General features: G+C 51.5%; 12 protein-coding genes. 7 read left to right on the top strand and 5 right to left on the bottom strand.

Annotated elements, in window-relative coordinates:
• Nucleotides 1–8 precede the first annotated feature (8 nt).
• The 6 genes from SYK_RS15440 (at nucleotide 9) to SYK_RS15415 (ending at nucleotide 5757) form a co-directional block, all read left to right on the top strand.
• Nucleotides 9–395, top strand: coding sequence for a response regulator (locus SYK_RS15440; protein ID WP_281761164.1), 387 nt, complete (start codon nucleotides 9–11; stop codon nucleotides 393–395).
• Nucleotides 392–763 carry a response regulator gene (locus SYK_RS15435; protein WP_281761163.1) on the top strand — a complete coding sequence of 124 codons (372 nt, stop codon included), beginning with the start codon at nucleotides 392–394 and terminating at the stop codon, nucleotides 761–763. Before SYK_RS15440 ends, SYK_RS15435 begins: the two co-directional genes overlap by 4 nt.
• Before the next feature lie 69 nt (nucleotides 764–832).
• Complete coding sequence (locus SYK_RS15430) at nucleotides 833–2110, top strand: sulfite exporter TauE/SafE family protein (protein WP_281761162.1); 1278 nt, start codon at nucleotides 833–835, stop codon at nucleotides 2108–2110.
• A gap of 1 nt (nucleotide 2111) precedes the next feature.
• Complete coding sequence (locus SYK_RS15425) at nucleotides 2112–2798, top strand: hypothetical protein (protein ID WP_281761161.1); 687 nt, start codon at nucleotides 2112–2114, stop codon at nucleotides 2796–2798.
• A gap of 140 nt (nucleotides 2799–2938) precedes the next feature.
• Entirely contained in the window at nucleotides 2939–4426 is a 1488-nt protein-coding gene (locus SYK_RS15420; protein WP_281761160.1) for a PAS domain-containing sensor histidine kinase, read from the top strand.
• Nucleotides 4423–5757, top strand: coding sequence for a sigma-54-dependent transcriptional regulator (locus SYK_RS15415; protein ID WP_281761159.1), 1335 nt, complete (start codon nucleotides 4423–4425; stop codon nucleotides 5755–5757). The genes SYK_RS15420 and SYK_RS15415 overlap by 4 nt, the downstream gene beginning before the upstream one ends.
• Before the next feature lie 285 nt (nucleotides 5758–6042).
• Here SYK_RS15415 and SYK_RS15410 read toward each other — a convergent pair whose 3' ends face one another.
• From SYK_RS15410 to SYK_RS15390, 5 genes are all read right to left on the bottom strand, one after another.
• Nucleotides 6043–7044, bottom strand: a complete 1002-nt coding sequence (locus tag SYK_RS15410) for an ABC transporter ATP-binding protein (RefSeq protein WP_281761158.1) — start codon at nucleotides 7042–7044, stop codon at nucleotides 6043–6045.
• A 4-nt stretch (nucleotides 7045–7048) separates the two neighbouring features.
• Nucleotides 7049–8032 carry an ABC transporter ATP-binding protein gene (locus SYK_RS15405; protein WP_281761157.1) on the bottom strand — a complete coding sequence of 328 codons (984 nt, stop codon included), beginning with the start codon at nucleotides 8030–8032 and terminating at the stop codon, nucleotides 7049–7051.
• Nucleotides 8029–8916 (bottom strand): ABC transporter permease, encoded by an 888-nt coding sequence (locus tag SYK_RS15400; RefSeq protein ID WP_281761156.1) that lies wholly within the window; start codon nucleotides 8914–8916, stop codon nucleotides 8029–8031. Before SYK_RS15400 ends, SYK_RS15405 begins: the two co-directional genes overlap by 4 nt.
• Before the next feature lie 9 nt (nucleotides 8917–8925).
• Nucleotides 8926–9900, bottom strand: a complete 975-nt coding sequence (locus SYK_RS15395; protein WP_281761155.1) for an ABC transporter permease — start codon at nucleotides 9898–9900, stop codon at nucleotides 8926–8928.
• A gap of 74 nt (nucleotides 9901–9974) precedes the next feature.
• The gene (locus tag SYK_RS15390; RefSeq protein ID WP_281761154.1) at nucleotides 9975–11543 is read right to left on the bottom strand and encodes an ABC transporter substrate-binding protein; all 1569 of its coding nucleotides are present in this window, start codon (nucleotides 11541–11543) and stop codon (nucleotides 9975–9977) included.
• A gap of 130 nt (nucleotides 11544–11673) precedes the next feature.
• Between SYK_RS15390 and SYK_RS15385 the strand changes: the two genes are divergently transcribed.
• Nucleotides 11674–12882 carry a M20 family metallopeptidase gene (locus tag SYK_RS15385; RefSeq protein ID WP_281761153.1) on the top strand — a complete coding sequence of 403 codons (1209 nt, stop codon included), beginning with the start codon at nucleotides 11674–11676 and terminating at the stop codon, nucleotides 12880–12882.
• The last annotated feature ends 17 nt before the right edge of the window (nucleotides 12883–12899 follow it).

Below are 12899 nucleotides of genomic sequence, written 5' to 3'. Positions count from 1 at the left end.
AACAAAACATGACAGACATCAAAGAAATCAGATTGCTCATCGTAGACGATGAAACCGGCTTTGCAGACGTACTCTGCAAGCGCATGGAGCGGCGAGGCGTCAACGCCTGCACTGCTTCCAGCGGCGAGGAGGCTATCCAAATTCTCCGAAACCGTGATTTCGATGTCGCCATCGTGGACCTTAAGCTCGAAGGCATGGATGGAATCGAAATCCTGAAAGTCTTCAAGCTGCTGATACCGCAAATGCCGGTCATCATGCTGACTGGCCATGGATGTGAAGTGGCAAGAGCGGCCTGTATAAAAAACGGTGCCGCCGGATATCTGTCGAAACCATTCGATTTCAGCGCACTGCTGGACATGATTTCCCAGCAAGTCAGCCTGGAGAGAGCGTCATGAAACAAATCAGGATTCTGCTGGTCGATGACGAAATCGATTTCAGCGCACCTCTTGGCAAACGACTAGCGCGGCGTGGCATGGACGTCCACACCGCCTCCAGCGGCCAAAATGCGTTGACCGAACTCGACAACCGTCCAGTGGATGTCATCCTGCTTGATATTAAAATGGCAGGCATGGACGGACTCAGAACCCTGAGCGAAATCAAACGGACTCATCCACAGATAGCTGTCATAATGCTCACTGCCCACGCAGACACGGACATGGTCCTTGCAAGCATGGGACTTGGAGCCTGCGGATACCTGATGAAGCCGGTAAATATTGACGAATTGGTTGACAAAGTGCGTGAAGCAAGCAGAAATGATACGTGAATCAGGATTTCCATACTTTAATTAGACGGAATCCAGACGATACAACACCTAAAGGAAGTGAGGATACACATGAGATTTTTCAGTCAGTGGGGGAAGTTCATGCTCGCCGGGGCTGGCGCCATGGCAGAGTGGGAAATCGCCAATGCCAAGTCCATCGTGAGCAGCCGAAAGAAGCTTATGATTATTGGCTTGATGGTCATTCCCATCATTCTTGGCGGCATTGCCTTTGCCGATGACATCGGACCGTTGTTGCCCGATCTGCTCGGTGGAAAGAAAGCATACAGTCCGGCGTTTTACAGTCTGGGCATTTTCCTTGTGTCCATCGCCATCGGCGTGGGGGCAGGCCTGATTACCGGATGTATCGGCGCGGGTGGCGGATTCATTATCGCCCCGGCCCTCATGTCCGCAGGCATCAAAGGCATTCTGGCAGTTGGTACAGACCTTTTCCATATTTTCGCCAAGGCGATCATGGGCAGTGTCATTCACCGCAAACTCGGTAATGTCTCCGTCCCTCTGGCCGCAGTGTTCCTTATTGGAGCCGTCCTTGGAGCCACGGCTGGCGGTATCATCAACCGTGTATTGTATGAAATAAATCCGGTCTTGAGCGACGCGTTCATCACCACTATTTATTCCGTCATGCTTGGATTCCTCGGCATCTATGCCCTGACCGACTTCCTTCGTTCTCGCAAGGCTGATAAAGGCGGCGGAGCGCACGGTGGCGAAGAGGGTGTAGAAATTGGCGCCATGTCCAAGTCCCTTCAGGACGTCAAGTTCCCGCCCATGATCAAGTTCGACCAAGACCTCATTCCCGGCGGACGCAAAATCTCCTGGATATTCCTGGTTCTGTCTGGTCTCCTCGTCGGTCTGGCTGCAGGCATCATGGGTGTTGGTGGTGGGTTCCTGACCTTCCCGATCTTCGTCTACGTTCTGGGTGTGTCATCCATGACAACAGTCGGTACTGACATCTTCCAGATTGTATTCACTGCAGGTTTTGCATCAGTCACCCAGTACGCTATCTACGGATTCATCTTTTATACCTTGGCTATGGGTATGCTCATCGGCTCCCTCCTTGGTATCCAGATCGGTGCTTTGGTCACCAAAGTTGTTCCTGGCATCACCATTCGCGGCTTCTACGCAATGGCTGTCCTGGCCGGCTTCATGAACCGTATTTTCGCCCTGCCGGGCAAACTTGGTGAGATGGGTCTCATTCCCATTTCGCCCGGATTCGGATCGATACTTAACGATATCGGTATATGGGCGTTTTTCATTGTGATCGGAGGATTCTCCGTCTGGGTCATCGGAACGTTCCTCAAGAACATCTCGTCGCTCAAGCGAAAGGAGGCGTAAAATGATTCATAACAAAAAGGAATTCTATGGAGGCGCAGGTCTCCTGGTAGCCTTCTTCGTTGTCCTGTTCTTCATGTTCCAGCCATTATTTAATGGTCACAATGCAATGGAATATCTAGATAACCTTTACAACTCAATCTCAAAGGGATCCGTGGAATATGCCCCGGCTCTCAAGAAAGAATTCAGCAAGTATGCATCCACGGACATTGATTTAACGCTGAACTACGACAGCGAGATCGAAGCCAGTCAGGCCACGGCCCTGTTCCTGACAGCCGGTGTCAAAACCGCTCTGCAGGGAAAGGCGTTACACGTCAACGGTTCTTTGGGCAGCATTCTGGATGCAACCCTCACGGACTGCGACACCATGTATCACAACAAGGGTGACGTACTGCAAACAAAATACAACCTGGAACCCCGGCGAATCATGTTCAACTGGTGGACCAGCCTGAAGCTCATGGACAAGGAACTCACGGACCAAGGTCAGTTTGAAGCTGCCAAGGTTATCAACACTATAGAAAAGAAGGGAGTGGAAGCCGCATACAACTACTTCAAGATTGAGCCCATGCACATCATGGATAATCTTGGTCTGGTTATATTCTCACTGGTCTTCTATGTCTTCTATACCCTGTGGTACGGCTTTGCCATTCTCTTCGTCTTTGAAGGATGGGGACTGAGACTCAGCCATTAATTCATTGTAAGTACATACCCTATGCCGCACGGCCCGACCGTCCCCGAGAGGTCGGGCCGTGCACCCTTTACGCCCTTTCTGGTCACGGGTGTTTACTCATCACCGATTTCCATATATTTTATATCCATAAAGGAAATATGATGAACCTCCACAATTATTACGAAACGGTCATGCAGCTCACCCACGGCATCGTGGTCACGCTGGATATTAAGGGGAGGATCATTCACGGTAACTCGGAACTTGAATTCCTTTCCGGCTACACCATGCAGGAACTGGCTGGGCGGGACTGGTTTGAAACCTTCATCCCAGAAGAAGATCGAGAGGCCGCTCGACACGCCATCACTGACAGTTTTCAAGAACTCGACATATCCGCCTTTGCCGGAGTCATTTCAGCCAGAGACGGTGATACAGTTTACGTCAACTGGAACCTCAAACCCCTGACCGACTCCAACGGCGAAATTATCAGCCTGTTATGCGTTGGACAGGACGTGACTAACCTCATCCTGCGCGAAAAAGGACTGCTTCGTGAAAGGTATTCCCTGATCGAACGCAACCGGGAACTCGACTGTCTCTATAAAATCAGCCAGATCATGACGAGTATGCAGCCGAAGCTCGCCTCTATGTTGGATCAGGTAGTCCACCTTCTGCCACACGCTTTCAAGGACCCGGCTCGGACGCATGTCCGAATCAGTCTGGATGGCGAAACCTGGAAAACCGTAGGAATTTCAGAAGATATCCATTCCTTTGCAGAACCACTACTTGTCAATGAGGAACATCGGGGTATGCTGACTGTATCCGTGGATAACAGCGAAGAGCACCCTTCCCCTGCCATACTCAGACACAAAAAAGGCTTTCTGGTCATGGTGGCAAAACAAGTCTCAATCCTCATCGGAAAAAAGGAAACCCGTCGAGCAAAACAGGCTCTCGAGAGCCAACTCCGACAAGCAGACCGATTGGCAAAAATCGGCCAATTTTCTGCTGGCGTAGCCCATGAAATCAACGAACCACTGGCGAACATTCTCGGATTTGCTCAACTGGCCCTCCAGACACCAAAACTGCCGGAACAAGCGACCAATGATCTTGGAAATATCGTGGACTCATCCCTGCACGCACGCGAGATCATCCGCAAACTCATGTTCTTCAGCCGCCAGTTCCCACCCCAAAAAATCGCTGTAAATCTCAACGAATTGGTGGATCAGGCCTTGCATATCACCTCGGCCAATGCCAAACGTTCCCATGTCGAAGTCCGGTGTGAATTTGACGAAGCCCTCCCCCACATAATGGCTGACCCTCAACACATCAAACAGGTCGTAGTCAACCTGGCAGCCAACGCCATTCAGGCCATGCCCGATGGCGGCACTTTGACGGCACGCACGGTGGATAAGGGCGATGTCTATCTCATAGTAGAAGACACTGGCTCAGGGATGAAGCAGGACACACTCAAACAGATATTCAGCCCGTTTTACACCACCAAAGATGTGGACAAAGGAACCGGATTAGGCCTGTCCGTAGTTCACGGAATCGTCAAGGCACACAACGGATTCATTCAGGTAAACTCCACCCAAAACAATGGTACGCAGGTAGAAATCGCCTTCCCCAGTCAACGCAACACAACGGTATACCCATGAGTGATCATATTAGGATTCTGGCCGTGGACGACAGCGCCAACACCCTTGAAGTTCTCAAGCGCAACCTTCAGTCCGGCGGATACGAAGTCTATACATGCCAGGCCGTGGCCGAAGCCCTGCCCTTACTTGAGGAACTGGACATAGACCTTGTCATCACGGATTTTCGCATGCCACAAGCGACCGGTCTGGACCTCATCAAACACGTCCGTGACAATCACCAGCACACGGAAATCATGATGATCACCGGCTACCCCTCCATTCCCGGAGCGGTCAAAGCCATCAAGGACGGCGCCGGAGAATACCTCGCCAAACCTTTCACAACAGATGAACTGCTTACGGCTGTACAGCGCATTGTGGATCGACTGCTCCGGCGCCGCATCCTAAGTACCGGCGACACGCCACCCGACAACTTTGGTATCATCGGCGATTCCCCGGAAATGAAAAGGGTCTTCCGTCGTATAGAGCAGGCCGCCAAAAGCGATGCCAACGTCCTTATTTCTGGCAATTCAGGCACAGGTAAAGAGCTTGTGGCCCGTGCAGTCCACTACAACAGCGACCGCCGTTCCGCCCCGTTCGTCCCGGTCAACTGTACCGCCATCCCGGAAGGACTCGTAGAATCCGAACTTTTCGGCCATGTCAAAGGAGCCTTTACCGGCGCCAAAAACGGTCGGGCTGGTTTTTTCGAAATAGCACACAGCGGCTCAATTTTTCTGGACGAAATTGGTGACGCCAGCCCCAACATGCAGGCCAAAATCCTTCGGGTCATCCAATCAAAAGAATTCTGCAAGGTAGGCTCCAGCAAGGTGCTCACTGCTGACACTCGTATTCTGGCCGCCACCCACGAAAACCTTAAACAACTGGTAGAGGAAGGCAGCTTCCGCGAAGACCTCTATTACCGCATAAACATCGTAGACATCCCGGTTCCCACTTTGCGAGAACGTGGTGACGACATGCTAGCGCTCATCAACCATTTCCTGAACAAATTTTCAAAAACCATGCGGCGCACTGCACCTGTCCTGAGCGACGAAGCCCTCAATGCCCTCCGCAATCATCCGTGGCCCGGCAATGTCCGCGAAATGGAAAATCTCATCCACCGTCTGGTCGTCATTGTAGACCGAGACGTGATCGAAGTCGCAGATCTCCCGGAAGACATGCGGTTCAGTCTGCCAGCAGGCGGACGCGTTGACCGTTCCCTCGATGAAGTCGAAGCCGAACACATCCTCAACGTGCTTGCCATGACCGGCGACAACAAGACCCGAGCCGCAGAAATCCTCGGAATCAACCGAAAGACCCTGCGCGAGAAGCTCAAACGAATGGACGCTCAAAAATAAAAAGATGCCTCCGGCGGCCAGAAGGGAAACCTCTTTCAAGAGGTTCCCCCTCTGGACTCCCCTTCCAGAACTTTTTGTCGCGCCTTCGGCGAGGGGGATAGACATCGTTGTAAACGTATGCCCCCGAGCGTTGCGAGCGACAAAAGATTTTGGAAAAGTCCAAAGAACCTTTTCCAAAAGATTCTCTGGTCCCGCTAAAAGCACCGCCGAAGGCTACTTAGTCAAACAAAAAAAAGGCCCCACGATAAATATCATGGGGCCTTATTCTTCACAAAATCGCACTTTCTAGGAATCCAGATGGCATCGAGCATACCGGCCGGGTGCGATTTCACGCCGAGTCGGGGCCTCTCGCTTGCAAATATCCATGGCATGCGCACAGCGCGGATGGAAATGGCAGCCAGTTGGCGGGTCCAAAGGAGATGGAATCTCACCGATAAGCGGAGAAAAATCCACACCGCGTTTATCCAGCCTTGGCACTTCGTTCAACAATGCCTGAGTATAAGGATGAAATGGGGATTTGAACAACTCGTCCACGGGCGCGGTTTCCACGATACGTCCAAGATACATAACGGCGATACGGTCGGAAATGTGCTCAACCACACCAAGATCATGAGAGATGAACAAACAAGTCAGATTGTGCTGTTCCCTCAAGTCCATAAACAGATTCAGAATCTGGGCCTGAATAGATACATCCAAAGCAGCCACGGATTCATCGCAGACCAGACATTCCGGTTTCACGGCCATAGCACGAGCAATGCCGACACGCTGCCGCTGTCCACCGGAAAACTGATGTGGATACCGATTCTTGAAGGAGGTATCCAGACCGCATTGTTCCATGACTCCATCAAGATAATTATCCAATTCTTTAGCCGTGGTCATACCGTGATATAATGGGGCTTCGCCAATGATCGCCTTGACGCGCTTACGCGGATTGAGCGAGGCAAACGGATCCTGAAAAATCATCTGAACATTGATGGCATAGTCGAGCTTTTCCTTGGCGGTCATCTCGACAACATTCTTACCCTTGTAATAAATATTGCCGGATGTCTGCTGCATAATGTCGCAGATCATGCGGCCAAGGGTAGACTTTCCGCAACCGGACTCACCCACCAACCCGACTACTTCGCCGGGCATGACGTACAGATTCACGTCGTCCACAGCCTGTACACGCTCTTCGAGAATCTTCGCACCAAGCCTGCGGGCCGCTTTACTGGCAAAGTCCAGTTTTTTCTCAAAAACCTTACTGATATGTTCACAGCGGATGAACGGTGTCTTTACGTCACTCATAATACTATCCGTTGCTCCTGTTATATTTGCCCGGATGAAAACAACAAACCTTGCGGCCATCGTCCATAATGGTCACGGGCGGCTCCTGAAAACACTTCTCTGAACTCCGGGAACAACGCATCCTGAAAGGACACCCTTCCGGCAGATTAATCAGGGACGGAGTTGTCCCTGGAATCTGATAAAGTCTTTCGCCCCGCCGGTTGCGACTCGGTACCGAGCCAATCAACCCTTCGGTATAAGGATGCAGTGGTTTATCAAGCACATCCTGCACAGGGCCTTCCTCAATAATTGTCCCTGCGTACATAACAGCGACCCGATGAGCCAACCCAGCGATGACAGTCAGGTCATGAGTAATCCACATAAGAGCCATATCCGTTTTACGACAGAGCTTCTGCATCTCTGCGAGAATCTGACTCTGAATAGTCACGTCGAGCGCAGTGGTCGGCTCGTCCGCAATAATGAGGTCGGGATTATTCAACAGCCCGGTCGCAATGGCAACACGCTGACGCATACCACCAGAGAACTGGTGCGGATACGCCTTGATGCGCTCCTCGGGCGATGGAATTCCGACCATACCCAAAGCCTCGACGGAACGACGACGGGCCTCGGCCTTGCTGACATTTTCATGAGCTCGAATAGCTTCGATCATCTGCGTGTCGATACGCAAAACAGGATTCAAGGTCATCATGGGGTCCTGAAAAATCATGGCCACATTATTACCACGAAAGGAACGCCATTCAGGCTCGGTCTGATCGACCAATTCCTTGCCCTTGAACTTGATGGACCCACCAGCCACACGACCTGGAGGATCAACAAGTCCCATGATGGAAAAGCCCATAACGGATTTACCAGAGCCGGACTCGCCGACAATGCCGATAACCTCACCCTTGTTCACGGTGAGAGATATGCCGTTGACCGCCTTGACCACACCCGCACGGGTATAAAAATAGGTCTGGAGGTCTTTCATTTCAAGAAGTGGTGCGCTCATCGCTTCAACCTCGGATTCAACACGTCGCGTAACCGGTCGCCGACCAGATTGATGCAGACGATGAGTATTAACAGGGCTATGCCGGGATACACACTGATCCAATAATACCCGCTTTGCAGGAATTTGAATCCGTTGGCGATAAGCAGACCAAGCGACGGCTTGGTGATAGGCATTCCCAGACCAAGAAAGGACAAAGTCGCTTCAAGAGCAATAGCCCCGGCCACCTTGACTGTGGAAATAACAATCAACTCAGGCGTACAGTTAGGCAAAACGTGACCAAACATGATTCGCCGCTTGGGTAGCGCCAAACATTTGGCCGCTTCCACGTATTCCTTGTTGCGCTCCACCAATACGTTGCTTCGGATGGCGCGTGCGTAATACGCCCACTGAACCATGACCAACGCCAAAATGATCTTGTCGATACCCTTGCCGAGAATGGCGAGTAGGATCAACGCCACCAAAATGGCGGGAAAACTCAGTTGCAAATCCACCGTTCGCATGATGAAAGCGTCAGTCTTCCCCCCTTGATACGCAGCCCAAAGGCCGATAATCGCACCTATAATGAGCGCGATAACCGTGGAAAGTACTCCCACGCCGAGACTAATGCGCAGTCCGTACAGAATGGAGCTGAGCATATCGCGCCCCTGACTGTCCGTACCAAGATAGAAGGTGGTAGCTCCGTCAAAAGTCGTTTCGCCCGGAGCAAGCTTGGAATCCATGATATCAATAGACATGAGATCATACGGATTTTGCGGCGAAATAAACGGTGCCAACAAGGCCACCGCAACAATGATTGTCAAAAGGATAAGCCCGATGGTCGCCACCCGGCTCTCGAAATATTCCTGAACAGTCTGCCAGAACAAGGATTCACTTTGTTGTGCCATGTTCTCCCCCTATCGCTCGTCGCCCAGGCGAACCCTGGGGTCAAGGACCGAGTACAAGATGTCCACGATCAAATTGATGAGAATGAACATGGTCACCGTAATGAGCAGATATGCCACAATGATAGGCCGGTCCAAAACTCCGATGGAGTCAATCACCAACTTGCCCATACCGGGCCATGCAAAAATTGTTTCCGTAACAACCGCGAATGCGATCAGGTTACCAAACTCCATGCCGAGAACGGTAATCACTGGGATCATGATATTCTTCATGACATGCAGCCCGATAATACGAGTGTTTGATAAGCCCTTGGCCCGTGCAAACTTCACGTAATCCATCTGCAAATTTTCCTGAACTCCGGCGCGACTGAGCCGGATGGCCAGGGACGTCTTGAACAAGGCCAAATTGGACGCTGGCAAAATGAGATACGACAACCCTTTCCACGACAGAAAGCTGAAGTGCATACCAAGAAATTCGACAGGCTCGCCACGGCCACCTGAAGGGAGCCAGCCGAGCTGCACGGAAAAAATGATGATGAGCATGAGCCCGACCCAGAATGTAGGCAGGGAAAATCCGAGGATGGAGAAGCGCATGATGTTACGCCCGATCCAGTTATCATGCTGGATACCAGCGATCATGCCCAGCGGAATACCCATGAACACCGCCATGAACATGGCAGTGAAGGCGAGTTCCAACGTGGCCGGAAGTCGATCAAAAATGATCTTGAGAGCGGGTTCGTTGTATACGAACGAATTGCCGAAATTGCCATGCAGGGCGCCTTTGAGAAAAATGAAATATTGTTCCCACAGCGGTTTGTCCAAACCAAACTCGCTGACGGCACGAGCGTACTCGGCCGGAGAAGCGTCGGGTGCGATCAGAATGTCGATCGGGTTGCCGATGTAGTACACACCGACAAACACAAGAACCGACATAACCAGAAGCACGACTGCGCTCTGAGTGATGCGACGAATAAGAAACGCGAGCATTTCTGTCCTTTATTTACGTGGAAAACGAGGGAACGCGATAACGCGTCCCCCCGTTGTACACAATTGAAACGGTTTTATTGAGCCTTGATTTCGTAAGGCAGCGTGTAACCGTCGGTACGACCATTGTAAGTCAGACCCTTCTTGGTACCCCAAACGGAGACCTGGAAGTGGATGGGCACGATGCCAACGTCATTCATACCGGCTTCAACGCATTCGATGACGATCTTGTTGTGCTCAGCAGGATCAACAGTCACCAAAGCTTCTTCCAGCTTCTGGTCAACCACGGGGTTTGAATAACGACCACGGTTGGCAGACCCGAAGCCCTTTTCCTTGTCGTAGGTATGCAGCAGGGAACCGACGCAGTTGGTGTGCTCACCGGTATCAGTGGCCCAACCAAGCAGCATGAGGCTAAATTCCAGCGCGGATGCCTTACCAAAGTACACGGCCTTGGGCATGGTGTTAACTTCAGTCTTGATGCCAACCTTGGTCAACATCTGAGCGATAGCCTGAGCAATGTCGCCATCGTTGACGTAACGGTCATTGGGACCATGAATAGTCAGCTTGAAACCTTCGGGGTAACCGGCTTCGGCCAGCAAAGCCTTGGCACCCTTGGGATCATATTTTTCGGGCTGCAAAGTCTTGGAAGTCCCTTCATAGCCTTCGGGCAACATCTGTGCTGCGGGAATGGCCAGACCTTCCATAATGCGAGCAGCAATGGCTTCGCGATTGATGGCCTTGGAAATGGCCTTGCGGACGCAAACGTCCTTCATGGGATTCTTGATCTTGTTACCGTCATTATCGGTAACCATGGGAGAATCGTCACGATCGGAATCAAGATGCAGGTAGATCAGACGGGTGGACGGAGACTGCGACAAAGCGACACCTTCGGCGGCCTTGAGATGCTTCACGTCTGCCGGGGGAACAAAGTTGATCAAGTCAACATCGCCAGACTGAAGAGCAGCCACGCGTGTTCCATCATTGGAAATGGGACGAACGATGATCTTTTCCCATGCGGGCTTCACACCCCAGTAATCATCATTACGTTCGTAGACAATTTTGTCACCACGAACCCATTCGACCAACTTGTAGGGACCGGTGCCGATACAGGCTATACCTGAGTTGAAATCTTCGGTGGCCTTGCCCTCAGAGGCTTTCTTGGAAACAATGGTGAAAGATGCAAAGTTACGCGGCATCAAAGGAGCCGGTTTTTCAGTGTGAATACGCACGGTGTACGGGTCCACAACTTCGACCTCGGTGATCGCACCCACAGCACCGGTAAAGGAAGAGGGGCTGTTAGGAACATTGGGGATGCGCTCGATGGTGTATTTCATATCTTCTGCGGTGAACGGAGAACCATCATGAAATTTGACGCCTTGGCGGAGCTTGAACTCCCAAACGGTGTCGCTGACAGGTGTCCAAGATTCGGCCAGACCGGGATACAACTTCTGGCGGGAGTCCTGAAGAATAAGTTTGTCAAAGACCCACAGGGCCATCTGGTTGTTCTGGGTGACATTGTGGAAATGAGGGTCGAGAGAGGTAGGCTCGCCCTTGAGGCCGATGGTCAGATCCTTGGCCATCGCAATGGATGCGCCGAGGATCAGGCTCGCCATGATGACGAAGCTGATCAACAGTTTCTTTTTCATGAATATCTCCTTGTGGTTTTTACCGAGAAAAGGCTCACAAAAATGTCATAAATTCTACAAAAAATCAATATATTCGACGAAAAAACTCCATACATTGAATTCCTTGAACAAATATTTGGCTGCCTGTAACATGTCCACCGTTTTACACCGCCAACCAAGTACAGGAAAAACCATCATGGACATGATACAAACGCTCAAAACGTACCTTGAAGACAACAAAAACGAAATGTTCGACCTGCTTGAACAGATCGTGAACATCAATAGTTACTCTGGAAACAAGAAAGGAGTGGACAAGGTCGTGGACGTCCTTGAAGGCACCTTTAAAGACATGGGCCTGACAATCCGCCGTCAACAGCGTGATGTCACTGGCGATAATCTGGTGGCCGAGAACGCCGCTCGCATTTCCGGCGGCGGTCTGCTCATGATCGGTCACATGGACACGGTCTTTCCGCCAGAAATGGGGTTCGATACTTATAGAAAAGATGGGAACACCATATACGGTCCCGGCGTCTACGACATGAAAGGTGGTCTGGTCGTCGGTATTTTCGCAGCCAAGGCCATGCAGGCTGCCGGGTTGCTAGAAACAATCCCTGTCGGATTCACCTACAACTCTGACGAGGAAATCGGCTCACCCCACTCCCGCGACATTATTGTAAAAGAAGCAAAAAGAAGCGACTTCTGTTTTGTTATGGAAGGCTCTGGTGCCAATGGCGGTGAAATAGTCACAGGTCGCAAGGGCCGCATCGTCTTCGATTTTGAAGTCACCGGTAAAGCCGGACACGCTGGCAACGCAGCCTTTCCTAAAGCGAGTGCCATTGCGGAAATGGCGCAGATGGTCACCGCGCTTGAAGCATTGAACGATCCTGAAGCCGGCACGTCCCTGAACGTTGGGCAGATTGAAGGTGGCGTTGGCCCCAACACGGTCGCCGCAACAGCAAAAGCACGAGTTGAAACACGATTCACAACCATGGAAGGACGAGACAAAGTCTGGTCCGCCATCAACAAAATCATCACCTCGCCGACTCTTTCCGGCACATCAGCGACCCTTAAAATTCAGATAGAACGTCCGCCCATGGTTCCCAACGAGGCAAACCTTGCGCTGTTTGATTCAGTGGAACAGGCTGCAAAAGAATTGGGATTGTCTGTCAAATCCAACTTCCGGGGCGGCGGGTCCGATGCCAACATCGTCTCCGAGGCGGGTGTCCCCGTATTGGACGGCCTCGGATCATCCGGCGAAAAGCTCCACACCCCGGACGAAAGCATGCGGGCAGACTCGATGGTTCGTCAGGCATTGCTGACCGCTCTGAGTGCAGTCAGGGCATACGAAAAATACGCGTAGTTTTCTACAAATGAGAC

The organism is Pseudodesulfovibrio nedwellii (assembly GCF_027923765.1).
Taxonomy (GTDB): domain Bacteria; phylum Desulfobacterota; class Desulfovibrionia; order Desulfovibrionales; family Desulfovibrionaceae; genus Pseudodesulfovibrio; species Pseudodesulfovibrio nedwellii.
This window is presented reverse-complemented; position numbering and strand designations above follow the sequence as displayed.

Bases quoted from the DNA above. Each gene is read 5' to 3' on its own strand.
- SYK_RS15440 (WP_281761164.1), top strand. From the start codon at position 9: ATGACAGACATCAAAGAAATCAGATTGCTCATCGTAGACGATGAAACC.
- SYK_RS15435 (WP_281761163.1), top strand. From the start codon at position 392: ATGAAACAAATCAGGATTCTGCTGGTCGATGACGAAATCGATTTCAGC.
- SYK_RS15430 (WP_281761162.1), top strand. From the start codon at position 833: ATGAGATTTTTCAGTCAGTGGGGGAAGTTCATGCTCGCCGGGGCTGGC.
- SYK_RS15425 (WP_281761161.1), top strand. From the start codon at position 2,112: ATGATTCATAACAAAAAGGAATTCTATGGAGGCGCAGGTCTCCTGGTA.
- SYK_RS15420 (WP_281761160.1), top strand. From the start codon at position 2,939: ATGAACCTCCACAATTATTACGAAACGGTCATGCAGCTCACCCACGGC.
- SYK_RS15415 (WP_281761159.1), top strand. From the start codon at position 4,423: ATGAGTGATCATATTAGGATTCTGGCCGTGGACGACAGCGCCAACACC.
- SYK_RS15410 (WP_281761158.1), bottom strand. From the start codon at position 7,044: ATGAGTGACGTAAAGACACCGTTCATCCGCTGTGAACATATCAGTAAG.
- SYK_RS15405 (WP_281761157.1), bottom strand. From the start codon at position 8,032: ATGAGCGCACCACTTCTTGAAATGAAAGACCTCCAGACCTATTTTTAT.
- SYK_RS15400 (WP_281761156.1), bottom strand. From the start codon at position 8,916: ATGGCACAACAAAGTGAATCCTTGTTCTGGCAGACTGTTCAGGAATAT.
- SYK_RS15395 (WP_281761155.1), bottom strand. From the start codon at position 9,900: ATGCTCGCGTTTCTTATTCGTCGCATCACTCAGAGCGCAGTCGTGCTT.
- SYK_RS15390 (WP_281761154.1), bottom strand. From the start codon at position 11,543: ATGAAAAAGAAACTGTTGATCAGCTTCGTCATCATGGCGAGCCTGATC.
- SYK_RS15385 (WP_281761153.1), top strand. From the start codon at position 11,674: ATGTCCACCGTTTTACACCGCCAACCAAGTACAGGAAAAACCATCATG.